The 25,740-nt window shown below is 70.1% G+C and carries 19 protein-coding genes and 3 pseudogenes; 9 read left to right on the top strand and 13 right to left on the bottom strand.

Going from position 1 to position 25,740, the window contains the following annotated elements; all coding sequences use genetic code 11:
- Positions 1-50 precede the first annotated feature (50 nt).
- Complete coding sequence (locus AB0D12_RS02525) at positions 51-680, top strand: TetR/AcrR family transcriptional regulator (protein ID WP_362676251.1); 630 nt, start codon at positions 51-53, stop codon at positions 678-680.
- 265 nt (positions 681-945) lie between these two features.
- On the opposite strand, the gene AB0D12_RS02530 is transcribed toward AB0D12_RS02525, so the two are convergent.
- The gene (locus AB0D12_RS02530) at positions 946-1,587 is read right to left on the bottom strand and encodes a peptidoglycan-binding domain-containing protein (RefSeq protein WP_362676253.1); all 642 of its coding nucleotides are present in this window, start codon (positions 1,585-1,587) and stop codon (positions 946-948) included.
- A 781-nt stretch (positions 1,588-2,368) separates the two neighbouring features.
- Here AB0D12_RS02530 and AB0D12_RS02535 point away from each other — a divergent pair.
- Positions 2,369-2,488, top strand: a pseudogene (locus tag AB0D12_RS02535) (cyclase family protein); the annotation flags it as partial.
- 2 nt (positions 2,489-2,490) lie between these two features.
- On the opposite strand, the gene AB0D12_RS02540 reads toward AB0D12_RS02535, so the two are convergent.
- Positions 2,491-3,453, bottom strand: coding sequence for a 2-hydroxyacid dehydrogenase (locus tag AB0D12_RS02540; RefSeq protein ID WP_362676255.1), 963 nt, complete (start codon positions 3,451-3,453; stop codon positions 2,491-2,493).
- A gap of 225 nt (positions 3,454-3,678) precedes the next feature.
- Between AB0D12_RS02540 and AB0D12_RS02545 the strand changes: the two are divergent.
- A pseudogene (locus AB0D12_RS02545) lies at positions 3,679-3,852 on the top strand (GMC oxidoreductase); the annotation flags it as partial.
- A gap of 53 nt (positions 3,853-3,905) precedes the next feature.
- On the opposite strand, the gene AB0D12_RS02550 reads toward AB0D12_RS02545, so the two are convergent.
- The 6 genes from AB0D12_RS02550 to AB0D12_RS02575 all read right to left on the bottom strand — a co-directional run bounded on the left by AB0D12_RS02550 (position 3,906) and on the right by AB0D12_RS02575 (position 10,736).
- Positions 3,906-4,949, bottom strand: a complete 1,044-nt coding sequence (locus AB0D12_RS02550; protein WP_362676257.1) for a cytochrome d ubiquinol oxidase subunit II — start codon at positions 4,947-4,949, stop codon at positions 3,906-3,908.
- Entirely contained in the window at positions 4,946-6,430 is a 1,485-nt protein-coding gene (locus AB0D12_RS02555; protein ID WP_362676259.1) for a cytochrome ubiquinol oxidase subunit I, read from the bottom strand. The genes AB0D12_RS02550 and AB0D12_RS02555 overlap by 4 nt, the downstream gene beginning before the upstream one ends.
- A gap of 96 nt (positions 6,431-6,526) precedes the next feature.
- Entirely contained in the window at positions 6,527-7,891 is a 1,365-nt protein-coding gene (locus AB0D12_RS02560; protein ID WP_362676261.1) for an NAD(P)/FAD-dependent oxidoreductase, read from the bottom strand.
- Positions 7,892-7,897: 6 nt separating this feature from the next.
- Positions 7,898-8,704 (bottom strand): SDR family oxidoreductase, encoded by an 807-nt coding sequence (locus AB0D12_RS02565; protein ID WP_362676385.1) that lies wholly within the window; start codon positions 8,702-8,704, stop codon positions 7,898-7,900.
- 386 nt (positions 8,705-9,090) lie between these two features.
- Positions 9,091-10,083 carry a hypothetical protein gene (locus AB0D12_RS02570; protein ID WP_362676263.1) on the bottom strand — a complete coding sequence of 331 codons (993 nt, stop codon included), beginning with the start codon at positions 10,081-10,083 and terminating at the stop codon, positions 9,091-9,093.
- A gap of 164 nt (positions 10,084-10,247) precedes the next feature.
- Positions 10,248-10,736 (bottom strand): ATP-binding protein, encoded by a 489-nt coding sequence (locus tag AB0D12_RS02575; RefSeq protein WP_362676265.1) that lies wholly within the window; start codon positions 10,734-10,736, stop codon positions 10,248-10,250.
- 111 nt (positions 10,737-10,847) lie between these two features.
- Between AB0D12_RS02575 and AB0D12_RS02580 the strand changes: the two genes are divergently transcribed.
- On the top strand, positions 10,848-11,528 hold the full coding sequence (locus AB0D12_RS02580; protein ID WP_362676267.1) for a TetR/AcrR family transcriptional regulator: 681 nt from the start codon (positions 10,848-10,850) through the stop codon (positions 11,526-11,528).
- Between the two features lie 291 nt (positions 11,529-11,819).
- Here the strand turns inward: AB0D12_RS02580 and AB0D12_RS02585 are convergent, their stop codons facing one another.
- Positions 11,820-12,635: a DUF899 domain-containing protein gene (locus AB0D12_RS02585; RefSeq protein WP_362676269.1), complete on the bottom strand. Its 816-nt coding sequence runs from the start codon at positions 12,633-12,635 to the stop codon at positions 11,820-11,822.
- 757 nt (positions 12,636-13,392) lie between these two features.
- A complete protein-coding gene (locus AB0D12_RS02590; RefSeq protein ID WP_362676271.1) occupies positions 13,393-14,265 on the bottom strand; it encodes a LysR family transcriptional regulator in 873 nt (290 codons plus the stop codon).
- A 115-nt stretch (positions 14,266-14,380) separates the two neighbouring features.
- On the opposite strand from AB0D12_RS02590, the pseudogene AB0D12_RS02595 reads away from it, so the two are divergent.
- The 5 genes and pseudogenes from AB0D12_RS02595 to AB0D12_RS02615 all read left to right on the top strand — a co-directional run.
- Positions 14,381-14,842: pseudogene (locus AB0D12_RS02595) on the top strand (FAD binding domain-containing protein); the annotation flags it as partial.
- A gap of 202 nt (positions 14,843-15,044) precedes the next feature.
- Positions 15,045-15,248 (top strand): hypothetical protein, encoded by a 204-nt coding sequence (locus tag AB0D12_RS02600; protein ID WP_362676387.1) that lies wholly within the window; start codon positions 15,045-15,047, stop codon positions 15,246-15,248.
- 1 nt (position 15,249) lies between these two features.
- Positions 15,250-15,771: a (2Fe-2S)-binding protein gene (locus AB0D12_RS02605; protein WP_362676273.1), complete on the top strand. Its 522-nt coding sequence runs from the start codon at positions 15,250-15,252 to the stop codon at positions 15,769-15,771.
- Entirely contained in the window at positions 15,768-17,030 is a 1,263-nt protein-coding gene (locus AB0D12_RS02610; protein ID WP_362676275.1) for an AAA family ATPase, read from the top strand. Before AB0D12_RS02605 ends, AB0D12_RS02610 begins: the two co-directional genes overlap by 4 nt.
- Before the next feature lie 462 nt (positions 17,031-17,492).
- Complete coding sequence (locus tag AB0D12_RS02615; RefSeq protein WP_362676277.1) at positions 17,493-18,173, top strand: VWA domain-containing protein; 681 nt, start codon at positions 17,493-17,495, stop codon at positions 18,171-18,173.
- A gap of 997 nt (positions 18,174-19,170) precedes the next feature.
- Here AB0D12_RS02615 and AB0D12_RS02620 read toward each other — a convergent pair.
- Genes AB0D12_RS02620 through AB0D12_RS02630 form a run of 3 tightly spaced genes read right to left on the bottom strand, consistent with a single transcriptional unit; the run spans position 19,171 to position 25,738 of the window.
- Positions 19,171-20,583, bottom strand: a complete 1,413-nt coding sequence (locus AB0D12_RS02620) for a DUF6177 family protein (protein WP_362676279.1) — start codon at positions 20,581-20,583, stop codon at positions 19,171-19,173.
- The gene (gene eccCa, locus AB0D12_RS02625; RefSeq protein ID WP_362676281.1) at positions 20,580-24,578 is read right to left on the bottom strand and encodes a type VII secretion protein EccCa; all 3,999 of its coding nucleotides are present in this window, start codon (positions 24,576-24,578) and stop codon (positions 20,580-20,582) included. Before eccCa ends, AB0D12_RS02620 begins: the two co-directional genes overlap by 4 nt.
- Entirely contained in the window at positions 24,575-25,738 is a 1,164-nt protein-coding gene (locus AB0D12_RS02630) for a type VII secretion protein (protein ID WP_362676283.1), read from the bottom strand. Before AB0D12_RS02630 ends, eccCa begins: the two co-directional genes overlap by 4 nt.
- Positions 25,739-25,740 lie beyond the last annotated feature (2 nt).

The following is a 25,740-nucleotide window of genomic DNA, read 5'->3' on the forward strand; positions in this document are numbered from 1 at the left end:
GCAACGTTGCGTTGAATCCAGGGTGACTACCCTGAGGCAAGGGAGGCGACATGGGACCTGCAACAGGAGCCGCTGAGGAAAGCGCCACGGGCCGAACAGGGCGGCGTCACCACGGCAACCGCCACGGGCGCAGCGAAAAGGCCCGGCAGGCGGTCCTGGAGGCGGCCGACGACCTGCTCGCCGAGAAGGGCTTCGCGGGCGTCACGATGGAGGGCATCGCGGCGAGAGCCGGAGTCGCCAAACAGACCATCTACCGCTGGTGGAACTCCAAGACCGACGTCCTCGTGGACGCCTTCCTGCAGGACCTGGCCGAGGAGCTGACCCCGCCCGATCACGGCGACATCGCCCTCGATCTACGCGCCTATCTGCGCCAACTGGGCCATTTCCTCAGCCAGTCCGACGCCGGAGCCGTCTTCAAGGCCCTGATCGCACAGACACAGCACGATCCGGCATTCGCCGAGGACTTCCGGGCCAGGTACCTCGACGAGCAGCGCCGCCGCGACCGCCTGCCACTGGAACGGGCCGCACGACGGGGCCAACTGCCCGCCGACCTCGACATGGCGGCCGAGACCGACCAGCTCGTGGGCCCCCTCTACTACCGCGTCCTGGTAACGAACGAGCCGATCGACCAGGACTTCACCGACCGACTTGTCGATGCCTTCCTCCGCCGCATGCGCTGACCACACTCGACGCCGCCCGAACCTCACGGACACCGGAGGACGCCGGCGCACCGCGGGCAGAAGCGGTGGAGTCGGACCCCACTGACCGCTGGTCTCAACACCGGCGAAGGCCACGGCATGCGGTGCGACCCCCAGAGTGCTCGCGGCGGCGCTCGTGGCGCGAGCCGGCTGTTCGCAACCGCCCGCACGCTGTGGGCTTTCACAGCCGAAGTCACCGGCACCGGCGCCCAACTCCCCACCGCCGCCGCCTGAGCGACGTCCTTCACTACTTGGTTCGCAGCATGAGGGCGAGGCGCGTGTTGTCGCCGTAGACGCCCGTCTCGTCACCGCGGACGCCGTACCACTGCTGGAATCTGGCCACGGCCGCTCGGACCTCCTTGTCGTAGCGACCATCGATCGCGCCGCCGTCGTACATGTTCGGGACCTGGAGCAGACGGACCTGCAGCTCGTACACCCCATGACCGCTGTCGCCCTGGCGCAGCAGGCCCGTGCCCGGGATCTCGGGGAGCGTGGGAGCGGGGTTGTCGGGCAGCGGCGGCCGGGCCAGCTGCTCGGAGGGCGCGGACGGGACCGGCGGTGCGGGGTTGTCGCGGACCAGCAGCGAAGAGGCGAGGATCAGTCCGCTCAGGGCGCCCAGTCCGAAGACCCCGGCGACACGAGTGTCCCGCCGGTCGGTGAAGCGCCGCCATCCTCGGCCTCTGTTCCTCGCATGCGCGCGGACGGGTGGCGGTGGCGGTGGCACCTCCGAGGACGGGGCGAGGAGTTGGTCCGAGGGCGGGGCCGGGCGCCCGGGGTTAGCCGACCAGTTGGCGTACGAGCGCGGGCCGGTCCGGCCGCGCGCGCCCTCCTGCGCGAGGGGGAAGGTCAGCGGCGGTGCAGCGTACGTCGAGCCTGCGCCACTCTCCATCGGCGGCCTTCCCACCGGCGGTGGCGTTCCTAATGACGGGGGCGGAACAGGCTCCAGATTCGTGGCGCGCAACCACAGCGGCTCCACCACGACATCCTTCGGAGCGTCGACCGGCCGTTCGCCACCGGTCCGCGGCGGCTCCACCACGTACGGCTCGACGGCGTGCGGAGGATCCGGATCCAGGCACTCGGGCCCAGGCCCCACCGGCTGTGTCCGTCGGGGTGGGGGTGGAGCCGGGGGCAAGGACGGGGGCGGATGAGTGAAGCCTGCGTCCCCGGTCGGTTCGCTGGGTTGTTGCCAGGTCGGCGGTGGGGACTCGGGCCAGCCCTCCTGCTCGTCGACCGCGTAGAGGTCGGCGCGTGCGGCGTCCAAGGCGTCCAGCACGGCCTGGAAGGAGTCCCGTATCTCCTGCGGGAGATCAGGACCTGGACTGTGAGCTCGCTGAGGTTCGGTCTCGTTGAATCCCACCGGCAGTCCTCCTCAACCAACGTCCCTGGAATGTCTTGTCACGGACAGGCCAGCGATGTCTTTCATGGGCGGATACGCATCAAAACGTCGGATGGTGGTCGCAGGGGTGGGCCTGTGATGGAGAGCCGGGCGGCACGGGTCGGGCTTCGCTGTTTCGTTGTGAGGCGATACGCAGCCCGTGCGGCCATGTCTCAACCTGCCTTCCGGGATGTGGCCCACATCTCGTCGATTCCTCGAGGTGTTGACGCCTGCTGCAGCCCGCCGAGCGCCGACTCAAGGCGCTCGACGCGGAGCACGGGCGCTGACGGACGCACTCACTCCTGCCCGGGTGCCGGCAGCAACCCGCGAGGTGCGGACCGGCCGGACGGTCACGCCGGCCGCGCCGGTGGGGACGTTGCCCGGTCCGGACAATCCGGAGCCCGCGAGGCATCAAGGTCAGGGCTTGCGGGGCAGCACGATGTTCTCCAGCGGCTCCCCGGCCAGGTAGCGCAGCAGCTGGGTGCGGATCAGCCGCAGCGCCCGGGGCAGAAAAGCCGAGCTGTTGCCTCCGACATGAGGGCTGATCAGCGTGTTGGGCGCGTGCCAGAGCGGATGCCCGGCCGGGAGCGGCTCGGGGTCGGTGACGTCGAGGGCCGCGCTGAGCCGGCCCGTCCTGAGCTCGGCGAGCAGCGCGTCGGTGTCCACCACCGCGCCCCTGGAGACGTTCACCAGCAGGGCGCCGTCCTGCATCAGGGCGAGGAAGCCCGCGTCGACCAGGCCACGGGTGTCCTGGGTGAGCGGGACGGTGAGCATCACGATGTCGGCGCGGGGCAGGAGCTCGGGCAGATCGATGAGGGCGTGGACGGCCCCGCGTGCAGTGGTGCGGGCGGTCCGGGCGACTCGCAGGACCCCGCACTCGAAGGGGGTGAGCCGGTCCTCGACGGCAGCGGCGATGGAGCCGTAGCCCACGAGCAGGACGGTACGGTCGGCCAGCGCCGGGCGGAAGCCGGTCCGCCACTCCTCGGCGTCCTGGGCGCGGACGAAGTCGGGGATGCCGCGGAGCGACGCGAGGGCGAGTGACACGCCCAGCTCGGCGGTGCTGGCGTCGTGAACTTTCCTGGCGTTGCAGAGCACGGCACCGCTGGGGACGTACTTCACGACGTCGTCGACACCGGCGGACAGGGACTGGACGACTCGCAGTCGCGGCAGGCGCGGGAGCACCGCTACGGCAGCATCCGCAAAGGCGTAGGGGATGACGAAGAACTCCACCGCCGCCAGGCTCTCGACGCCGGGCGGACCGCCGGTACCGTCCCACACCGCGACGGGCAGACCCTCGGGCAGGCCGCCGACCCGCGAAGCGGGGTACGGGAGCAGGAACCGGGCGGCGCTCGCATCGGCGGGACGCTCCATGGGGCTCATGGGCCGAATCTAGCGTTTGACCAGCGGGTTCCCCTGATCTCGTCGTCTGACTTCACCTAAAGTACGACCGAGAGGGTGTTCAGGTCCGTCGTCACACACGGGTCTGGAGCCTGCCGGGGCTCGTTCAGGTCACGTACTGCCGGCTGGAGGATCGGGGAAGTCCACCGTGGGTGGACTGCTCTCGCAGCGGCTCATGGTGCCCTTTGGGAGGCGGACGACGCCGACACCATACGGTTCGGCGACGACCCGATGAGTTCGGCCCTCGACATCGATTGCAAGGCCCACGACCTCGACAACCTCTACGTCGTGGACACCAGCTTCTTCCCCGGCATCGGCGCGGTGAACCCGTCACTGACCGCCATCGCCAACGCCCTGCGGGTCGGCGATCGCATCGCCGACGGCTGCGCCGACGGGGATGTCGCACGTCCGTTGCGCGAACCGGCGGAGCGCCGCTACAGGTTGTCCCCGGGTGTTCTGGCGGCCCCGGTGTCGGTGTCGGTGAGCGGCTCCAGCTCACCCATTGTGTCGAGCCGGTAGAGCAGCACCAGCGCCGGGCCGACCAGCACGATCGCGATGACCGTGACGAGCGCCAGCCAGCGCAGGGTGTGAGCGGCGCCGGCCGCCTGGGCCACCGTCAGCGAGGTGGGCAGCACGTAGGGCCGCTGTGCGAAGCCCCAGGCGCCGACGGTCAGGGCGACGCTCGCCACCGAGGTGTAGCGGGTCCAGCCGTAGGACCGACATACCAGAAGCAGCACCGTGGCCAGACCGCAGACTCCTGCCAGGACGATCAGCAGCAGTCCCAGGCCTCCGGTGAGGCCCTCCCAGACGTGCCGGGCATCGTCGTGGGTGACAGGCAGGGCGATGAGCGCGAGGATGACGATTGCGGCGAAAGCGAGGAACGCCCGCAGACGGAAGTAGTCGACGAGGTCTTCCGCGCCGAACCGTCGGGCGTCGGAGCAGAGGAACACCGCCCCGAGAAACGCGGTGGCGGCAATGGCCAGCAGACCTGTCAGGACTGAGGTCGCGTTGGCCCAGGCGTCCGCGGAGGCAGTCGTCCCGACCACGACCCGACCGGCAGCAATACCGCCGAGCACTGCCCCGAGGAAGAACGGCGTGAGCAGCGACGAGATGGCGAACGCCGCGCCGTAGAGCCGTCGTTGGACCACTCGGCGGGAGGGCTTGCGCAGGGCGAACCCGGCGCCGCGGAGCACCAGGCCGACGGCCGCGAGGGCGAGCGGCAGCCACATTGCCTCGAAGACGGCCTGGAACATCGTCGGAAAGCCGGTCCACATGACAACGAAGACGAAGATCAACCAGACGTTGTTGGCCTCCCAGACCGGTGCCATGGCGTGGTCGATGAGCCAGCGGGGCCGCTGGCCCCGCTCCGCCCCTCCGGCCAGGAGGTCCCAGAAGCCGGCGCCGTAGTCGGTGCCCCCGGCGCAGGCGTAGGCGGCGATCGCGAGCACCATGACCCAGGCGATGAGATCGGCCATCATGACGCACCGCCCGGGGTGCGGCCGGAGCCGCCACCAGGCGGGGCCCCGGTGGCTGTGGGTTCGGGCTCGCTTCTGGGCCCGTAGGGGGTGTCGGTCTCAGGGGCCAGTGCGGCGCGCGCGGCGGCCGAGCCCTCGTCGGCGATGCGCCACCGAGTTCGCATCTTCAGGACGATCGCGAGGAACGCGCCGAAAACGGCCACGTACACGGCCATGACGATGCCGAGCATCGCCCACAGCGATCCGGCGCGGGTGGCGGTCACCGCCTCCGAGACCCTCATGTGGTTGTAGACGATCCAGGGCTGGCGGCCGACCTCCGTGGTGATCCAGCCGCACTCCACGGTGACCAGGCAGGCGGCTCCTGCGATTGCGGCGCAGCGGAAGAACCAGCGGCTGCGAGGGAGGTCCCGGTGTCGCAGCCAGGACCACGCGTACCAGAGCGCGAGCAGGATCAGCAGGCTGCCGATGGTGACCATGATGTCGAAGGCCCAGTGGGCGATGGTGGCCTGGACGGTGGTGGGGCGGTCGGCGGCCGGCACCGACGTCAGCCCGGTCACCTGGGTGCTGGGCTTGAAGCCGGCGAGGATCGAGTCCAGCTGGGGGATCCTGAGTCCGCCCGAGATCGTCCCATCGCTGTTCAACCGTCCGAACATGTACTCGGGCACGTGGGTGTCTGTCTTCCAGACGATCTCCGTGGCGGCGAACTTGATCGGCTGCTTGTGGAAGACGGCCCGGGCAGCGGAGTCGCCGAGCATGAACTGGACCGGCGTGAGGATTGCGGCAACGGTGAACGGCAGCGTGAAGCCGAGCCGGTGGTATCGGTCGCGGCGCCCGCGCAGCCAGCCGACCGCGTACACGCCGGCGACCACGTAACCGGCGGTCAGGAACATCGCGACCACGAAGTGCCAGTACTCCGGGCCGAACATCGGTGTGAAGACCGCCTGCCGCACGTTGACGTCGACGGGATTGTCCTGGGCGTCGAGGCGGAACCCCTGCGGGGTGTTCATCCAGGAGTTGGCCGCGATGATGCCGAACGCCCCCATCAGGGCGGCCAGCGGCAGCGGTACGGCCAGCCAGAAGTGCGTCCAGGGCTTGAGTCGACGCCAGCCGTAGAGGTAGATCGCGATCAGGACGGCCTCCAGGAAGAACGCCCATGCCTCAACGCCGAACCCGAGGCCGAAGACGTCGCCCCAGCGGCCCATCATGCCGGGCCACAGCAGTCCGAGCTCGAAGGACAGCACAGTGCCGGTGACGACGCCGATGGCGAACTGCACGGCCATCACCGCCGACCAGCGCCGCGCGAGCTGAAGGGCGACGGCGTCGTTGCGGCGCAGCGCCCGGTGGTGCATCAGCACCGTGATGAACGGCAGCGCCACACCGAACGGGACCAGCAGGATGTGCGAGGCCAAGGTGAAGGCCATCAGCTCCCGAGCCGGCAGGAGTTGGGGCGGGGTGTCCGCCAGAAGGGCCGCTGTGCTGAGCATGTGCGCCTCGATGGTCTGCCCCGCGGGGCGCGGGGGGTGAGGAACGACAGGGTGCGTAAGGGGTGGCGGCCGGGACGTGTCGGCCGGGCGCCACGGTCAGGGAGGCGGCGGGGGCGCCTTCTGCCCGGGCGCACGGCCGGCCGGCGCGTCGGCGTCGGCGTCGGCGTCGGCGTCGGCGTCGGACGAGGTGAAGGCGCGCTCGCGTCGCGAGCTGGTGGCGAAGGCGACGGACCAGCTGAGCACCGCTCCCAGCCTGCTCCGGAATCCGGTGAGGAAGGCCAGGTGGATGAAGAGCCAGGCGAGCCAGCCGATCGCGCCCGACAGGTGCAGCGGGCCGGCCTTGACGACGGCCCGGCCGCGGGAGATGTAGGCGGCGCTGCCGAGGTCCAGGTACCTGAAGGGCTTCTGCTCCTTGGTCCTGCCCTCGACCGAGTGGCGCACGACCCGGCCGGCGTATGCGCCCGACTGCATGGCGACCTCGGCCAGGCCCGGCAGCTTGTTCAGGCTCATCACGTCGCCCGTGACGCGGATCTCCGGATGGCCGGGGACGGTGAGGTCGGGTTCGACGACGATGCGTCCGGCCCGGTCCTGGGTGGCGCCGGTTGCCCGGGCCAGCGCGGCGGCGAAGGGCGGTGCCTCGACCCCGGCCGTCCACAGCACGGTGTGTGCCTCGAACCGGGTGGTCGCACCGTCCTGGTCTTGTACCGTCAGGCCGTGCGCGTCGACGTCGGTGACCTTCGTGCCCAGGTGGAGCTCCACGCCGAGGCTCTGCAGGGTTCGGGCTGCGCGATCGGCCAGTGGGCGGCCGAACGCGCCCAGCACCTCGTCGGACCCCTCGAAAAGCAGCACCCGGGCCTGGGCGGAGTCGATCGTCTGGAACTCCCGGTCGAGCGTGTGGCCGGCGATCTCCCGGATCTGTCCGGCGAGTTCGACGCCGGTCGGCCCGCCGCCGACGAGCGCGAAGGTGAGCCACTGCTGCCGTTCCCGGGCGTCTGCGGCCGTCTCGGCCATCTCGAACGCCTGGTAGATCCGTCGGCGGATGTCCAGCGCGTCGTTCAGGGTCTTCATGCCGGGGGCGTGAGCGGCGAACTCGTCGTGCCCGAAGTAGGACTGACGCATGCCGACTCCGACGATCAGATCGTCGTAGGGCAGCTCGAGAGCTCCGCCGTCCGGTCGCCGGGCGTGGACCAGCCGGGCTTCGACATCCACGTCGGTGGCTTCAGCGAGCAGGCAGCTCACGTTGTGGTGGCGTCGCAGGACGGCGCGGAGCGGTTGCGCGATCTGGCCCTCGGACAGGATTCCGGAGGCGCACTGGTAGAGCAGTGGTTGGAAGAGGTGGTGGACACGGCGGTCGACCACGGTCACGGCGACCGGTGACTTACGTAGGGCGCGGGCGGCGAACAGCCCGGCGAACCCGCCGCCGAGGATCACCACCCGGCGGGGCGTGACGTGATCCTGCATCGGAGTTCAGCCTCCGGTGGCGAAGCCGGGAAAGAGCGTCATTCCGCCGTCGACGTAGAGCGTGCTGCCGACGACGTAATCGAGCAGGTCGGACGCCATGGCCACGACGGCGTTGGCGATGTCGTCCGGGTCGCCCACGCGGCGGTACGGGACGAGGCGCAGCAGGTCGGCCTCGGCCTCGGGGGTGGACCAGGCGTCGCGGTTGATCGGTGTGCGGATGGCGCCGGGTGCGATCGCGTTGACCCTGATCCGCTGGGGGGCCAACTCCTGGGCGAGGGTCTGCATCAGCATGCCCACACCGCCCTTGGAGGAGGCGTAGTTCACGTGCCCCGCCCACGGGACGATCTGGTGGACCGAGCTCATGCAGATGATCTTCCCGGCCGACCGGGACACCTCCGCCACCACACCGCGCCGCACGAACTCCTTGGCGGCCTCGCGCGCGCAGAGGAACTGGCCGGTCAGGTTGACGTCGATGACCTTCTGCCACTGGGCGAGCGTCATGTCCAGCACGGCCGCGTCCCGCTGAAGGCCCGCGTTGGCCACCATGATGTCGATGGTGCCGAACTCCTCGACCATCCGCGCCACCATGGCGACCACCTGGCCCTCGTCGGACACGTCGGCCTCGTGGGCGTAGGCGCGGACCCCGAAGTCCTTGATCTGCCCCACGACCTTCTCGGCCTCGTCCTCACCGACGACGTAGTTCACCACGACGTCCGCGCCGGCCCGGCCCAAGGCAATGGCGGTCGCCATACCGATACCCGAGTTGGCACCGGTGACTAGAGCCTTCTGGCCCCTGAGGAGCTGCGCGGACATCGTCCCGCGGTTCTCGTCGGCGCTTCCCGCCACCACGATCTCTCCTTCGGCGTTCTGGACAGCACGCACGCCGAGAACGGGTGACGCGCACAAGGAAGGCCGGGCGCCGGCCCGGCCGCCAGGACAGACACAGGAGCCGCCGCATGCCCGGCGCCCCGACCAAAGCACCCTGCGCGGCGGGTGGGGCAGACCGGCGCGCCACGCAGACGTACTAGGCCGGGCATGTCACACGGTCGGGCTACAAGCGTGCTGCGTCGGACCGCCCGCCGGGCTGGTGATCTCCAGGGTGCCGGCGAAGACCGCGAGGCGGCGGCGTAGCCCCGCAAGTCCACCGCCGGCTCGCACGCAGGCTCCGCCGCGGCCGTTGTCTTCGACATCTCGCCGGCTCACCGACCGAGCAACGCCCCGAGGTCCCACAGCCGCATACGGCGGTCCCGGCCCGCGGTGACGGCAACGGGACGGCCGTCGAAGTCGGTGACACGGACGGCGAAGACCTCCTTCTCATGCTCGGTGAGCGGCACCCCGAGCAGCCTCCGGCCCACCAGATCCCACACGCACACCGTGCCGTCCTCACCGCCGGTCACCGCCACCGGCAGCCCATCGACGACACCGACGTCCATGCACTTGATGTCGTCCCCCGGCACGGCGAGCGGTGCTTCCCATGCACCAGTGTCGGGATCGCCCATGACAAGCGCCCGGCCCCCGGCGGCGACCACGCGCGCGTGCCCGTCCACAGTCACAAGACCGACCCCGCGAACCACGAAGTCGAGATCGTCGAATTGAGTAAGTGGCTCTTCAGCGTTGATGTCCCACACAAGAACGCTGCCGTCATAGGCGCCGGACACCACAACCGGCCGGTCCCACAGCCTGCCCGCGGTGACACCGCCGACGCCGTCGCCGTGCCCGGCCAGCTGCACCTCGTCGGCAGCAGGATCGGGATCGCGCTTCGAGGCGTCCCACAGATGTACGGCCGGGCCAGTGCAGCCGCTGACGAACAGCGTCCGGCCGTCGAGCTCCATCGTGGCCGTCGAGGCCACCCCGCCGTGCACGTAGCGGGCGTACGTCCGTATCGCACCGCTCTCCAGATCCCACTGCGCGAAGGGCTGGTGCTCCCCGCCCCCGCCCACCACGACCCGCCCGTCGACGACCGCGGCACCTATCGTGAGGATGTCGCTGAACTCGTACTCGTCCTCCGGCCGCCACGGCATGTCCAACCGGTGCCCGGCCCACTCGTCCCGCAGCGGATCCCAACTGAAGACCTCACCGCCGAAGTCGGTGCAGACAAGGAGCGGGCGTCCGCCGACGACGACAATGTCGAAATCCAGGATCGGCGAACCGGAGGGGATCCCGCTGGCCAGCATGAGCAAGGATGTGGACATGCCAAGATCCTAGTGTGATGCGCCAGAATCCTGACCGCAACACCGACGGCCCGCCGGCGGAATCGAGCGGTGTCGTTCCCTTACGGGAAATCGGTGGCGTGACGAACCCCTACGGGAAATCGGTGGCGTGACGAAGCCGCTCGATACGCGCGAGGGCTCCTCACTCAATGCCACCTTCCACCGAGGGAATCCGGCGCTTCCGGAAGTTCGAACCAGACTTCCTTGCCCCAAGGTGTGGGGTCGGCGCCCCATTTGCTCGCCATCAGGTCAACCAAATGCAGGCCGCGGCCGAATTCGTCCGTCGTCTGCGCCGAACGGAGCTGCGGCAGTTGCCGGCTGCCGTCGCGGACCTGGCAACAGATGACCTCGCGGCGTACCACGGTGAGGCGGACGGGACCGTACGCGTGCAGCAGCGCATTGCCGACCAGTTCGCTGACCAGGAGTTCGGCCGTGTCCGCAAGATGGTCCAGGCCCCAGTCGGCCAGGGTGCTGCACACCGCTCTGCGGGCCTGACCACAGGTGTCCGGAGCCCGCGGAAGCCGCCAGGGGCCGGCGACGGTCAGCTCCCGGTCGGGGGCGAAGCCCAGGGGCGGGGCAGGGACGGGGCGCGTTGCGACGGTCGCGGCGGGCTGTACGAGGTGAGTGTGGTGCATGAAAGCCTCCACAAGGCCCTGGCCGGTTCTCCAGCCAGGGAGTCGATCACAACCGCATTTACTCTGGAGTAAAACCGTAATCCGGGTTTACCCGGAAGTAAAGTGGTGAACATGGCTGATCACCTGCCCGAGACCGGCCCCGCGCCACAGCGTCCAGCGGGCCGTCGCCGCCCCCCTGCGGCACGCCCGACCGACGACGACATGTTGGACGCGGCCTCCGCGGTCTTCAGCGAGGCCGGATTCCACGCGGCGACAATGGACATCGTCGCCGCGCGTGCGAGATCCACGAAACCCACGCTGTACGCACACTTCGGCAGCAAGGAGGACCTGTTCGGCAAATGCGCCGACCTCGCAGCCGACACCTTGAAAAGCGCGCTCTTCGAGGCCTACGCAGCAGCGGCCGATCTCCCGCTCGAACAGCAGGTTCGAGCGGGCGTGGCCTCGTTCTTCGACTACGCGGACGTCCATCCGTCGAGATTCCGGCTGCTCTTCGGCGCCCACGCGACAGGGGCGGCGGCCGAGGCCAGAGAACGGCTGATGTCGGCCGCCAGCCGGGAGATCACGCGACGGATCCGGTACTTCACCAAGCGCCACGGCCGTGGCACCTGGGGGACGAGTGCGGAGCTCTGCGCCGCCTTCGTCGTCGGCACGGTCGTCGAGGGCGCGCGGTACACGCTGGTCGCCGACTCGCTGGATCCGGCATCGGCCGCCGAGTTCACGACCCAGTTCGCCGTGGCGGCGCTCAGACACATCGACCCCCACCTCGCCGACGCGCTCGACGCACGCGATTGAGCAATGCGCGTCGGGGAGACGGCCCGGGACGGCGCTGCCACCCCGTGTTGTTTGCGTCGACCAAAGCATTCGGTACGTACTGCCCGGTGCCGGTCAGCTCAGGTCCGCGCCCGCCACCTGGTCGTGGCGAGGTTGAGCCGACTCCAGACGCTGACCGAGACGTTGAGTACCAGGAGTCCTTCACCTTCCGGGCGAACCGCCCACCGATCGAGCGCGCGGGGGCCGTTCGCATCGTCCGGAGGTTCCGCCCAGCACCCAACACCTTTTGCCGACGCCCTCGACGAAGGCGCGTCAGTGGTGGTGGCCGTGCCGGCCGAGGGTCTCCACGGGGGTCGCGCCGGGGCGGGTCCACTGCGGCACGGGCCGGCTGGTCGGGCCCCAGGTGGCGACGCCGTCGGCGTCCGAGCGCCAGTACCAGCAGGCCTGGCGGCCCTCGGACGGGTGCCCCTCGCGGACATCGCCGATCACGGGCCAGCCCTCGGGGCTGTCCTCCCACGCCTCGCCGCGGCCGTAGGGCGTCATGTCGAGCAGGCCGAGGGACCCGTTGACCGGCTCGTTGCCACGGCCCGTCGTGGAGTAGGTGAGGAACACGCGGTCGCCGTCGCGCAGGAAACAGACGATGTGCCCCATTTCTCCGCCGACCGGCGCCTCCACGCCCCGCACCGAGTACCAGGGCTGGCTGTAACCCATGAACTCGACGTAGGGAGCCACCTCGTCCCACGGGCCCGAGGTCAGGACGGCGAACGAGACGCCCCGGGCATTGAGGTAGACGGCGTCCTTCACGTGCCAGGCCGTGGTGGTGCAGCCCTCGCACTGCCCCTGGTGCGGCGCGCCGTCGTACCACATGTGCTGGTAGACCACGAGCTCGTCGCGACCCTGGAACAGGTCGAGGAACGGGACCGGCCCGTCAACGCCGGTGACCTCGACCGCGCCGTCGAGCTCGACCATCGGCAGCCGCCGCCGGGCCGCGGCGATCGCGTCGCCCTCACGGGTGTGCGCCTTCTCGCGGACCAGCAGCTCCTCGCGCGCCGCCTGCCAGGTGGCCGGGTCGACGACTGGCGGCTTGCCGGGGAGGTTGCTGCTCGCGTTGCCGGGCGTGGTCGTCATGGTGTCCTCCGTGGTGTCTCGTGCCGGGCAGCGTCGTACGACGTCCTATGACGGTCACCAGAACAGACTCGCGACCCGGCCGGAACTCATCGCGGCACGGGGCGCCCTCGGCCGCGCCTGCACGGACCACGTCGGGCTGACAAGTTCACAGACGCCTCTCAGTGATGTGGGACCGCACCGACCAGGTGTGTTCTCGGCCCGCGACCGCTCACCTTGTCCACGTGGCGCAGCACAGCCGACCGGTGCCTGGCGCCGCGAAAGCTCGCGTTCGGTGACATGCAGCTTTCCTGGATACGAGAGGGCCCCCGGTGGTTTGCGGGGCTGGTTCTCAGGCGAGGACGTTCACGGCTCGGGCGATCACGAGTCCCCAGGATGAGCAGGGAGATGAGGGACTGGACGGCCATGGCGATCTTGGCCCAGGGAGCCAGTGCACCAGGAGACCCGAGACCCGGCAGGTGCCGGTACGTCAGGCGCGGCTGCGGCCCGCTCACGGCGTTGGCCGACACCGGCCGCGCCACTCCCTGAAGCGACACCATGGGTGGTCTTCTCCGCCTCGATGAACGCGTACACCGCTCATCGATCGCTCTCCTCCGGAAGGAAGACCGCGGCTTTTCGCAGCACCTCAATCGTCCGGGCCTGCTCGGCGTTCTGCCTGCGCAGCCGCTGGAGCTCCTCGCGTTCCACCGTGGTCAGCTCGCCGGTCCGGCCCTCGAAAACACAAGCCGGGCCCCTCCGCTACTGGGAAAAGCCTGCTCTCTCACCGGCCCCAGAGCGTGACGTACACCGGCGGCCGGAACCGGGAGGGCGGGACGCCCGCGCCGGGCGCGCGCATGATGCGGGTCGCTGCGGGGGTGTGCGGGAAGTGCAGGAACGCGTCGGTGGCCGGGGAACGGTGCTCGGGCTGCAGGACGGTGGCGTGCCACGTGGCGTCCGACGGCGTGGCTGGGGTCTCCAGTATGCGCTGCTCGTCACGCCGGATGCGGGGCGATACCAGATGGGCCAACGCTGGTGCCACCCCCGCGCCCTCGGCGGCGACCGCCCAGGTCGCGGCCTGGTTGGGGAACACCCACACGTGCCCCTCGGCCACACCGAACCGACGCAGCAGCCGCCCGGAATCCGCGTCCGGATCCGTTCCGGAGGAATCGACCAGCCACGACCACTGCGGCGGCGGACCGGGCGGCCGCGGCGACCTGGCGCCGGTCACCACGACCAGCTGGGTGCGGAACAGCGGCTCGCTGACCAGTTCGCCCCTGCGGAACGAGGTCTCGGTCCTGCGCCCCGAGCGGCCGTCGAAGGCCTCCACGAGCGACGGGAGCACGAACTCGGCCAGCGTGCTCGTGGCGACGACCCGCAGCTCGTCGGGCGCACCCCGCGCCGCCCGCACTGCCGCCTCGGCATCCGCGCTCAACGCGACCATCCGCGACGCAATCGGCAGCAGCCGCGCCCCCGCGGGCGTCAGACGCATCCCACCGCCGCCGGTGCGCCGGATGAGCGGATCGCCGAAGTGGGTACGCAGCGCGGTGAGTGCCTGCGACACCGCAGACTCGCTCACGTCCAGAGTCCGCGCGGCGGCGCCCACCGAACCGAGCCGGGCAACCAGCACGAAGGTGCTGAGCTGTGTGACGGTCACGATCCGATTTTCCCGCGTTTACAGGGATAAGTGAATGCTTATCGACCCATTGCATGGCCTATGAGGAAGAGCGCAGCATCACTGCACCACGGGCACAGCATTCCAGGAGGGCCCGATGCAGGTTCCAGCTGCCTTCCAGTACGAGACGGCCACCAGCCTCGAGCAGGCGATCGAGCTGCTCACGCGGTACGGCCCCGAGGCCCGGGTGGTGGCGGGCGGACACAGCCTGCTGCCGATGATGAAGCTGCGGCTGGCCCAGCCCGAAGCCCTGATCGATATCAACGGCCTCGGCGAGCTGGCGTTGATCCGGGTGGACGGGCACGAACTGTCCGTCGGAGCGATGGTCCGCCACGCGGAGCTGCTCGCCTCGCCGGTCGTCGGCGAGCACTTCCCCATCCTGCGGGACGCGGAACGGGTCATCGCCGATCCGCTTGTACGCAACCGCGGCACCGTGGGCGGCTCGCTGTGCCAGGCCGATCCGTCGGAGGACCTGTCCGCGGCGTTCTCGGCACTGCGGGCGACCCTTGTCGCCCAAGGCCCCGGCGGCAGGCGCACCATCGGGATCAGGGAGTTCTTCCTCGGGCCGTACGAGACCGCGCTGGACGAAGCGGAGCTTCTGGTGGAGATCCGAGTGCCCATCCGTTCGCACGCCAGCGCCTACCGCAAGGTCGAGCGCCGGGTCGGCGACTGGGCGGTCGTCGCCGCAGGAGCGGTGCTGGAGATCTCCGACGGGGTCATCACCGAGGCGCGGGCTGACCGCAGTGGGTGCCCCACGGTTCGTGGCCGAGCGGACCGAGGACTTCCTGCGCGGCCGACGGCCGGACGACGAGGGCTTCGCCGAGGCGGGCCGGATCGCCTCGCAGGAGTGCAAGCCGACAGCCGACCAGCGCGGCCCGGTCGACTACAAGCGGCATCTGGCCGGGGAGCTCACCACGCGGGCGCTGCGTACCGCCGCCGCCCGCGCCCAGGGGCAGGAGGCGTGACATGCGGATCACCGTGACCGTGAACGGCGAGCAGCACACGAGGGACGTGGAGCCCAGGCTGCTGCTCGTGCACTTCCTGCGCGACGAACTCGGGCTCACCGGCACCCACTGGGGCTGCGACACCTCCAACTGCGGGGTGTGCGCCGTCTGGTTGGACGGGACGCCGGTGAAGTCCTGCACCGTGCTCGCGGTGATGGCCGACGGCCATGAGGTGCGGACCGTCGAGGGCTTGGCGCACGGGGCCGAACTCGACCCGGTGCAGCAGGGATTCGTCGCCTGCCACGGGCTGCAGTGCGGCTTCTGCACGCCGGGGATGATGATGACCGCCCGCTGGCTGCTCGACCACAACGCGGATCCGTCCGAGGACGACATCCGCAAGGCCATCTCCGGACAAGTGTGCCGCTGCACCGGTTACGAGAACATCGTGCGCTCCATCCGCTGGGCCGCCGAGCACGACGGCGGGGCGCGGACCGCCGATACGGGCGCCGAGCAGGCGCCCGGCCGCGAGGAGGTGCGGGCATGACGACCACCGGGGAACGGCCGGTCGGCTTCGGACGGATGACCCGCAAGGAGGACGCGAGGTTCGTCCGCGGCCACGGGACGTACGTCGACGATGTCAGGCTGCCCGGGATGCTGCACGGCGCCGTCCTGCGCAGCCCGCTGGCGCACGCCCGGATCATGTCCGTCGACACCAGCGCCGCCGAGGCGCACCCGAAGGTCAAGGCCGTGATCACCGGGGAGACCCTGGCCGGTCTCGGGCTGGCCTGGATGCCCACGCTCTCGCACGACACTCAGGCGGTGCTGGCCACCGACAAGGTGCGCTTCCAGGGCCAGGAGGTCGCCTTCGTCGTCGCCGAGGACCGTTACGCCGCCCGGGACGCCCTTGAACTGATCGACGTGGATTACGAACCGCTGCCGCCGGTCGTGGACGCCCGCCGGGCGCTCGACCCGGACGCGCCGGTGATCCGCGACGACAAGGAACAGCAGACCGACACAGCCGATCCTATGGAGGGCGAGCCCGGTGTCGGCAAGACCGAGGCGGCCCGCGCGCTCGCCGCCGTGCTCGACACCCCGCTGATCCGGCTGCAGTGCTACGAGGGACTGTCCTCGGCCGAGGCCCTCTATGAGTGGAACTATCCACGGCAACTGCTGGCCATCCGGCTGGCCGAGTCCCGCGGGGAGCCCCTGCGGGACGCCGACTTGTTCTCCGAGGTCTACCTGCTGCCACGGCCGCTGCTCGCCGCGATCTGCCACCCGGGACCGCGGCCGGCGGTGCTGCTCATCGACGAAGTGGACCGCGCCGACGACGAATTCGAGGCGTTTCTGCTGGAGCTGCTCGCCGATGCCGCGGTCACCATTCCCGAACTGGGCACCCGGACGGCTGCGGTGCCGCCGGTGGCCGTACTGACCTCCAACCGCACCCGGGATCTGCACGACGCGCTCAAACGCCGCTGCCTCTACCACTGGATCGACTACCCGGACACCGCACGAGTCGCCGCGATCATCCGCAGACGGGTGCCGGAGTCGGCCGAGTGGCTGGCCGCGCGCGTGGCGCGCGGGGTGGCGCGCCTGCGTGCTCGGCAGGAGCTCACCAAGCCGCCCGGCATCGCCGAGGCGATCGACTGGGCGGGCGCGCTGCACGCGCTGGGGCTCTCCGTTCTCGACGCCGACGCCGCCGACCGCACTCTGGGGGCGGTACTCAAGTACGCCGAGGACCTGGAGGCCGTGCGCCGGGCCGGACTGGCGGAGCTGGTCGACGCGGAGGCAGGCTCCGATGCCTGACCTGCCAGAACTGGCAGCCTCGTTCACCGGCGCCCTGCATGACGCAGGGATCGCGGTGGGCCCCGACCGTACCCGGAGCTTCGCTCGGGCGCTCACCCTGCTGGCACCGTCGACGACGCGCGAGCTGCGGCACTGCGCGCTCGCCACCCTGGTGTCCGACCGCGAGCAGATCGAGCCGTTCGACGCGGTCTTCCGCGAGGTCTTCGGCGGCCCGGCCGACCGCGGAGCACAGCGCGGGCAGCCCGGCGACCCGGCCCGGTCGCTCCCGGCCCCTGTTCCCGGCCGCGTCCCCGGCACCCGGAAGGCCACCGCGGACGGACACGATAGGGAGGCCGACGCACAGCCGCGGGAGGCTCCCGTACCCCTCGCCGCCAGTCCGCTCGACCGTCTCGCCAACCGCGACTTCGCGGACCTGTCCGCCGAGGAACTGGCGCGGCTCTCCGAGGTGATGCATGCACCCTTGTGCTTCGCACCCCGACCCGGCCGTCCCGCCGGCGCCGCACTGCGCACCACGGTGCGCGCATCGACGTGCGCCGCACCCTCTCCGTCAGCCGGCGCACCGGCGGATACCCGCTGCGGCTACGCCGCTTCGTGCCCCGCGCCCGCCCCCGCGACCTCATCGTGCTCTGCGACATTTCCGGATCGATGGATCCCTATGTCCGCGCGATGCTGCAACTGCTCTACTGTGCCGTCCGCGCCGCCCGCGCCGAGGTCTTCACCTTCGCCACCCGGCTCACACGCCTCACGCCCGCCCTCCGGCGGGCCGGGCCGGACGACGCCCTGGCACGGGCCGGACGGGCGGCCCCGGACTGGTCCGGGGGCACCCGGATAGCGGAGTGCCTTGCGGAGTTCAACGAGCGGTTCGGCCGGCGGGGCATGGCGCACGGCGCCGTGGTCGTCATCATCTCCGACGGCTGGGACACCGGCGCGCCCGCCGCCCTCGCCACCCACATGGCGCGGCTGTCCCGGGTCGCCTACCGCGTCGTATGGGTCAACCCGCGCACGGCAAGCCCGCGCTACCGTCCGCTCGTGGCCGGCATGGCTGCAGCACTGCCCTACTGCGATGCCGTCGTCAGCGCCCACAACCTCGTGGCCCTGGACGATTTCACCGCCGCACTGTCCGCCCCGCGCCACCGCCGATGACCCTGCCCGTCCTCGACGTTGCAGAAGGGCAGGGGGCTCCACTCTGCACCGCCGACACCGGGCGACGGAGTTGATGCCCGCATCAATCTGGACGCCGGGCGCTGTCCCACAGCCATCGCTGACACTCACGCGTCGGCGGTAGCGGTAGCGGCCGGATGCCCCGTCAGCAGAGACTCGTCGACCTACGGAACCAGCGGTGCGCAGACCGCCCTCGGTGCTCAAGCCAGGGCGCCACACGACCCAATCCGGTCAGTGCGGCACCCCGAGCCTTGAGGACGCCGCCCTGCACCGACGTACCGGGCTGTTCAGATTCGGGCCTCGCCACTCAGAGCCGAACAGGCCCTATATCGGGCAGACCTTGTCCCCTGACTTGTCCCCTGGCACACCATGGGCCGCCGAAGACCACCGCAAGGCCACCAGACGCAATCGCACAGCATGACAAAGCCGCAGGTGAGAACGTTTCTGCACCTGCGGCACTCGGTGGGGCGGGTGGGACTCCAACCCACGGCCGACGGATTATGAGTCCTTTGGGGATCGTGACGGTCCTTGTACATCTTGCTCAGTCTGTGGAGTTCTTGCAGGTCAAGCAGGTGTGCACCGGCATCCTTTGTCGGTGCTCCTCGATCCGTGCAGATCCTTAGTGGATTACAAATCTCTGCGCAGCGGAGAGCCTTACCGACGAGAGAGAACATGCCTTCTTCGCCCGTGGGTGGAGCCACACGACACGTTCGCACGTCAGCTGCCTACCTGCAGGGTGGCGCAATGCGCCTGGTCGCGGGCAAAGGGCTCGCCGAAGGTCTCGACAGCATCGGGAGCACGATGCGCCACCGGCGGTGTTCTCATGTCTCACAGTGAACGCGGTCGCGGTCGGCAGGGACAACCTCGGCCATCTGCAGGAGCGGACCGACTCCCTGGACATCGAAGTGGATGAGGAGACCGTCGACCAGTAGTGCCGCCTTCTTCGAAACCGCCGTCAGGGCTGCGGTGGGCTCAGTCATCAAGACTTTTGCGCGTTCTTCAGGTGCTGGGTCAGCTGTTGGAGCATGGTCCCTGCCTGGGCATTGGTGCCGTCGCCGAGGACATAGTGGAGGGCGGGGCGTGCTCGGCCGAGCTGGATGGGTTGCAACGCCAGGGGTGGGCGGCTGGCGTGGCCCAGCCCGATGTCGTGGACCGTGTCGATGCCGAGAGTGAAGGCCACAGGTATTGGGGGCGCCTCGAACCTTGGGGCAACGGTGAGGTCGCAGGTGGCGGGACGGAGCGAGGTGAGCATCGACGTCATGCGGTACTCGGCGGCCAGCGTCTCGGCGAGTCCTTCGATGGCGTCGAGGGGCGGTATCTCGCCGGGATCGTAGCCCAGAGCGAGGGTGATGTCCTCCTCGACACCAGCTGTGGTGCGCGTGATCTGGACGGTGGCGATGGCGGGGCGCTGGGGGTGGCCGATGGCGATGAGCCATGTGGGTTGAGGAGCGCGGTTGCGGGCGAGGTCGGTCAACTGGCGGGCGGACCAGGGAAGGTTGACGGGCTCCGCGGTGCTCCAGCCGGCTGGGGGCGCACCGGTGAGGTGCCGCCAGGCGGTTTCGAGGGCAGAACCCAGCACGAGGTCGGCTTCCGGTGCGTACCGCGTGCGGAGGGAAACGATGAGCTGGCGCTCGCAGGTGGTGGAGGTCTGGGTGAAGGCCTGTGCGACGGCAGCGGCGCCCGAGTCTGTTCGGGCGGGGGTGAAGGCTCCGTCGTGCCATTGCAGTACCGCGCCGGACAGGCCGTCGTAGTAGGCGCCTTCGGAGTCTTGCACGACCCAGCGGTTGGGGTGGCCGCGTAGCGCAATGCGGGTGGGGAGGGTGAGGCGGGAGGATTTGGGTGTGACGATCTGGAGGGCACGGTCGCTGGTGGTGGCGATGCGCAGGGCTTCGGAGAGCGAGCTGGTCATGGCCACCACGGGGCGGTCCTGGATGACAACGGCAGCCTTGTGGGTGAGCACGTCGATGCCCAGGGGTTCGTTGTCGGCGGGCGGGGTGGCGGCTGTGCCAGTGGTGAAGGGGACGACGTCGGTCGTTACCGGACCGGCCGGCCAGGTGGTGCCGCTCAGTACGGAGACGAGGCGGCCGGCGAAGGACTGGGCGAGGGGTTTGGCCTCGGGGGCGGTTGAGACGGCGCGGGCTTCGGTCCACCAGAGCGGGCTGTCCCAGTCGCCGGTGTCGGCGCCAAGGAGCCGTCTGATTTCGCCCGGGACTTGGACGAGGATCGGGGCTTCGATGGAGACCAGGGGACGTCCGCCCGGCGTGCAGAGCTGGACGACGGCCCCGTCGGCGGTGGTGTTGATGCCCACGTCGGGACCTCCGGCGTACAGGCCCGCGAGGATCGTGCGGATGTCGGGCATCTGCGGGGTGAGGGCGATGACGTCCTTGGTCACGGGCGCTCTGTTTCTGTTGCCTCAGGCACGAGGGCGGTCTGGATGAGCTGGTGGGAACGGCCGCGGCGGACCAGCGTGCCCCGGCCGGGCGGATGCGCGGATGCGTACAGGCCGGGGAAGAGCTGGCCCTCGGTGCGGTCGCCCGTCATGACGAGCGCGGCGGTGCCGGTCTCACGCAGGGTGGTCAGGAACGGCTCGTACAGGGCGCGCGAGGAGCCGGCGACGCGGCGGGCGACGACGAAGTGCAGACCGATGTCCTGCGCCGATGAGACATATGGCAGGAAGGGGGCGAGGGGCTGCTGCCCCGCGGTGGTGAGAATGTCGTAGTCGTCGACAAGGATGACGATACGCGGGCCGTTGAAGGCAGGGCCGTCGGGGAGGGTGTCGTGGTCGACGCTCTCGTCGGGAAGGCGTTTCTCCAGCTCGGTGGCGATTCCGGCGGCGAGCCCCGCGCTGATCTTGGCGTTGTGGGCATAGCCGCCGCGGTAGGGCTCGGGGACGGCGCCGCGCAGTCCCCGGCGCGGGTCGAACACGGCGAAGACCAGTTCGTCGTCGCTGTAGCGGTCGATGAGCTGCTGGACCACGAGCCCCAGCAGGTTGGTCTTGCCGCATTCGTTGTCGCCGAGGATCAGCAGGTGCTGGTCGTGTTGGAACAAATCGAGGAGCACGGGGCCGAGGAAGTCCTGGTCGACACCGATCGGGATCCGCTTCGGCTCGACGGCCGCAGAGGGCAGCCGCTGTGCAGGCAGCCGGGCGGGCAATACCCGTACAGGGGGGGCGAGTTCGCCGTGCCAGGTGGTGCGTATCGTCCGAGCGGCGTCTTCCAGGGCGGGTCCGAGATCGCCGGTGGCGGGGACGGAGTCGATACGGGGCAGGGCGCCCTGGGCGAAGAGTTTGCCGTCGGTGAGGACGCGGCCGGGAGTATCGGGTCCAAGGGTCTCGGATAGTTTGCGGTCGATGGAGGAGTCGGAGGGGTCGTTGAGGCGCAGTTCGAGCTGGGTGCCGAACATCGACTGGGTGGCGATCCGTACGTCGTTCCAGCGCAGCATGCCCGCCACGATGTGGATGCCGTAGCCGCTGCCGCGCTTGAGGAGGTCCGTGACGGTGTCGTCGAGGTCGGCGAACTCATCGCGCAGCGCACCGAATCCGTCGATGAGCAGCACGATGTCTGTGGCGCCGAGTTCGGGCAGTCCGCCCTGGCCACGCAGGCGGCGGAGCTGGTCGACGGAGTCGATGCCGTGCTCGCGGAAGGCTTCCTCGCGGGCGGCGAGCATGGCCCGGACCTCGGCGACGGTGCGCGCCGCGCGTTCGCGGTCGACCCGTCCGGCGATGCCGCCCACATGCGGCAGTCCGGCCAGGACGGCCAGGCCGCCACCGACGAGATCGAGACCGTAGAGGGCGACTTCGGCTGGGGTGTGGGTCAGGGCGAGTGAGAGCGCGAGGGTGCGCAGCAGGGTGGTCTTGCCGGATTGCGGGCCACCGATGACCGCCACATGGCCGCCGGCCACGGTGAGATCGAGGGTCCACGGTCCCTGCCACTGCCGGGCGGGGTCGTCGAGCAGTCCGAGCGGCACCCGCATCGCGCCCGATCGGTGGGCGAGGTGCATACCGCGCTCGGAGGCCTGGAGCGGACCGGCAGCCGAGTCGAGAGTGACGGCGCCGGGCAGCGGGGGCAGCCACACGCGGCGTACGGGCTCGGCCGCGGTCCGCAGCTGGTCGACGATCGTCGACAGCACAGTCGGTCCCGTCTCCCGCTCCCGCATCGTCGGCTCGGCTGCGGTGTCTGAAAAACCTTCTTCGGAAGCGGAGTTGAACGCGGGGTAAGGCAGGGCGACCGGCCCTTCGTCCGCCGCTTCGGTCAGGTCGGGACCCCGATAGGCGCCGGAAACGTACCCCGCCTTGAACCGTTCGTACGTGGATGTGTCGACCTTGAGATACCCGAAGCCCGGGAGCGGCGGCAGATGAAAGGCGTCGGTGGTGTCCAGCACCGTGCGCGATTCGTCGGCGGAGAAGGTCCGCAGGCCCAGCCGGTAGGAGAGATAGGTGTCCAGGCCCTTGAGCTTGCCGCCCTCGATGCGCTGGCTGGACAGGAGCAGATGCACACCGATGGACCGGCCGATCCGGCCGATGGACAGGAACAGGTCGATGAAGTCGGGCTTGGCGGTGAGGAGTTCACCGAATTCGTCGATGACGACGAAGAGATGCGGCAGCGGCTCGAGCTCCGGGCGCACCGCGCGCTGCGCCGCGTAGTGGCCGATGTCCGCCACATTGCCCGCGTCCTTCAGTACCTGCTGGCGGCGCTTGACCTCACCCGTGAGGCTGGTGTGGACGCGTTCGACCAGACCGGCCTGATTCTCCAGATTCGTGATCACCCCGGCGACATGCGGGAGTTCGGCGAACGGTGCGAAGGTCGCGCCGCCCTTGTAATCGACCAGGACCATCGCCAGATCCTCGGGCGGGTGGGTAGCGACCAGGGCGAGGACGAGAGTGCGCAGCAGTTCGCTCTTGCCGGAACCGGTCGCTCCCACACACAGCCCGTGGGGTCCCATCCCCAGCTCGGAGGACTCCTTGAGGTCCAGCAGTACCGGCTCGTGGCGGTCGTTCACACCAATCGGGACGCGCAGGAACGCCCGCTCCCCGCGGGGCGACCACAGTCGATCTATGTCCAGGGCTGCGGGATCGTCGATTTCCAGCAGTGCAGGGAAGTCGACCGGCCCGGACACCGGGGTGCCCTCTGCTACCGACTCGGCGGACAGCCTCAGCGGGGCCAACATGCGCGCGAGGCCCTCCGCTGCCGGGACAGTGACGGCATCCGAGGTGCCGGAGGCTGCCGGGGTGTCGGGCGTCCGCAGGTCCTCGATCATGACCTGGTCACCGTCGACCGTGATGCGCACGGTTACCTGGTCCGGCTCGTGCACCTGGTGCTGAAGCAGGTGCAGCACGGTGACACCCATGTCGGCCAGGGCGACAGCAGCGTCGGGGCGCGGCAATTCGGCTGCGGTCTCGCCGTACTCGTCGCTGATCACCAGGAGCCGGTCGATGAGCTTCAGCGCGTGTCTGTCGGACAGTCCACGCCGCACCTCGGCGGCGTAGGACGCCCGCTGCCGCAGATCGGTGCCGATGATCCTGGCCAATTGCGGCAGGCTCGGTGCGATCCGTCGCGCCGCGACTGGTCCGTCACTCTCCTGCGCATCCAGCACGTGCGGAAGCCACTTGGCCCACTCCCACTCCGTCAGCTGCTGGCCGGGCACACCGAGAGCGATCGCCAGATCATCGGGTGCGTGCGTGACGGCGGCCTGAATCAACAGGGCCCGCGCGACCCGCAGCACACCCTCCCGGTCCCCGACGATGCTGACGTTCCCAGCCCGGTCCAGCGGCACCGTAAGCGGAAAGTCGGTCGCCGTGGCGAACCGGGTCACCAGCGCGCGGGCCTCGTTGAGCATGAACGGGTCGGGCGGAGTCAGCACACCTCCGGCGCTGTTCTGGCCGATCGACAGCTGCTGTGTCGGTACGTCCCCGGTTCCGATGCGTACGCGCAGGAAGTCCGGATCCGTACGGCGGTGCTCCCACAGCCTTGCCGGATCCTGCACGAGGTCGTACAACGCCTGCGGCGGCGGAAAGAGCAGCCGGGCCGCCCGGCGCTGCTCCCGCTCCACTACAGCCAACTCTTCGCGCAGCTCCTCCAGATACTCCAGATACCGCTCGCGCTGGGTGCGCCGAGTGCGCTGCGCCTTGCCCCGCTGGGACAGAAGCAGCACCACGGCCCCCACCAGTGCGATCACCAGCACCACCGCACCCAGACCCGCGAACTGGCTGGAGCGAATCACGGTCATCATCACGACCGAGCCCATCACGCCGGCCATCGGCAGCAGCGCGGTCGCGGCGCTGCCCATTTTGCCCTCGGGCAGGTTCGGCGGCGGCTCGATCGTGCGTGGCTGTGCCGGGGCGAGCGGGCGGGTGGACCGTGCAGGGCGGTGGACCAGCCGCAGCGTCATCGCACTCTCACCGCCCGCTCCATCGCCTCGGCAGCCAGCGAAGTCGCCGCCCGCCGGGTGGCTTGACCGAGCTGAGCGGTGTGGATGGGGCCTCCTTGAGCGAGATGACGGTCATAGGGGAGCGCCACCACCGTGACTCCCGTCTCCCGCAGATGCGCGGTAGCTGCCTTGAGATCCAGTGTCATGTCGGGAGAGTTCGCGGTGAGCGCGACCACCGTGGTGGCGAGCGCAGAGTGCGGCAACCGCGCCAGCCAGTCCAGCACCACGCGGGTGCCGCCCACGCCTTCCGCGGTCATCGGGGCCACCACAACCCGGGCGTGCGCGGTGTCCATCGCGGTACGAGCCACCTCGCCCGGCAGGGTCTCGCAATCGACCACGGTGACGGCGAAGTACCGCCGCAGCGACAGCGACACCGTCCGGTACGTCGGCGTACCGAGCGGCGCACCGACCCGGCCCTGGCTCGCAGGGAGCAGCCAGCCACCGTCCGCCACCGGCACGAGATAGCCGGTGACATCGGTCAACTGCATCGAAGGGGTAAGGATTTGAGCGAGCTCCCGGCACGTCCACCGAACCGACTCCGCGCCGAGCCGGACTGGAAGGGTGCCGAGGGCGGCGTCTGCCTCCAGCGCGAGCACAGGGTCGTGCCGGTAGTGGTTGAAGGTCCGGGCGAGCAGGGCAGACGTCGTGGTCTTGCCCACGCCGCCCCGGATCGAGGTCACCGCGATCACGCGCCCGGTGGTCACCGGTTGCTGTACCAACCGCGCGAGGCGCGTCTCCTCGGCAACTTCCTGAGAGGCGGAAGCGGTGAGTTTACGCAGCGAGCGCCCGCTGCGTCGGGCCATCGAATCCCCCTGCAGCGGATGTCCCATGGCCCGGGCCAGCCGCGGATCGATAGTACGCATCGACTCCGGCGTGACGATCGGCAGCTGCGGATGGTGCGCGGCCGGGACGGCGGGCTGCTGTGAACCCTGCCCCGCCTGCGGGAACGGGCCCGCCGACCGGGCAGGGAGGTCGCCACGCGGCTCGATGGGCGTTGCGGTCGAGGCAGCGGGCGCCGTCGACGGGCTGAGCCCAGGCTGGTCGTGAGCGGGCGGCTCGCCGGCTGCGGCATCCTGCCTCAACTCGCGCAGCACATCGTGCTGCCAATCCCCCTGAGTCATTT

Source organism: Streptomyces sp. NPDC048479, assembly GCF_040651435.1.
In the GTDB taxonomy this organism is placed as follows: domain Bacteria; phylum Actinomycetota; class Actinomycetes; order Streptomycetales; family Streptomycetaceae; genus Streptomyces.

What these genes read in the sequence shown, in the direction of transcription:
- AB0D12_RS02570 (WP_362676263.1), bottom strand. Translation starts at nt 10,083, where the DNA reads ATGTCCACATCCTTGCTCATGCTGGCCAGCGGGATCCCCTCCGGTTCG.
- AB0D12_RS02580 (WP_362676267.1), top strand. Translation starts at nt 10,848, where the DNA reads ATGGCTGATCACCTGCCCGAGACCGGCCCCGCGCCACAGCGTCCAGCG.
- eccCa (WP_362676281.1), bottom strand. Translation starts at nt 24,578, where the DNA reads ATGACGCTGCGGCTGGTCCACCGCCCTGCACGGTCCACCCGCCCGCTC.
- AB0D12_RS02525 (WP_362676251.1), top strand. Translation starts at nt 51, where the DNA reads ATGGGACCTGCAACAGGAGCCGCTGAGGAAAGCGCCACGGGCCGAACA.
- AB0D12_RS02575 (WP_362676265.1), bottom strand. Translation starts at nt 10,736, where the DNA reads ATGCACCACACTCACCTCGTACAGCCCGCCGCGACCGTCGCAACGCGC.
- AB0D12_RS02540 (WP_362676255.1), bottom strand. Translation starts at nt 3,453, where the DNA reads ATGAGCCCCATGGAGCGTCCCGCCGATGCGAGCGCCGCCCGGTTCCTG.
- AB0D12_RS02585 (WP_362676269.1), bottom strand. Translation starts at nt 12,635, where the DNA reads ATGACGACCACGCCCGGCAACGCGAGCAGCAACCTCCCCGGCAAGCCG.
- AB0D12_RS02630 (WP_362676283.1), bottom strand. Translation starts at nt 25,738, where the DNA reads ATGACTCAGGGGGATTGGCAGCACGATGTGCTGCGCGAGTTGAGGCAG.
- AB0D12_RS02610 (WP_362676275.1), top strand. Translation starts at nt 15,768, where the DNA reads ATGACGACCACCGGGGAACGGCCGGTCGGCTTCGGACGGATGACCCGC.
- AB0D12_RS02550 (WP_362676257.1), bottom strand. Translation starts at nt 4,949, where the DNA reads ATGATGGCCGATCTCATCGCCTGGGTCATGGTGCTCGCGATCGCCGCC.
- AB0D12_RS02560 (WP_362676261.1), bottom strand. Translation starts at nt 7,891, where the DNA reads ATGCAGGATCACGTCACGCCCCGCCGGGTGGTGATCCTCGGCGGCGGG.
- AB0D12_RS02555 (WP_362676259.1), bottom strand. Translation starts at nt 6,430, where the DNA reads ATGCTCAGCACAGCGGCCCTTCTGGCGGACACCCCGCCCCAACTCCTG.
- AB0D12_RS02605 (WP_362676273.1), top strand. Translation starts at nt 15,250, where the DNA reads ATGCGGATCACCGTGACCGTGAACGGCGAGCAGCACACGAGGGACGTG.
- AB0D12_RS02565 (WP_362676385.1), bottom strand. Translation starts at nt 8,704, where the DNA reads ATGTCCGCGCAGCTCCTCAGGGGCCAGAAGGCTCTAGTCACCGGTGCC.
- AB0D12_RS02530 (WP_362676253.1), bottom strand. Translation starts at nt 1,587, where the DNA reads ATGGAGAGTGGCGCAGGCTCGACGTACGCTGCACCGCCGCTGACCTTC.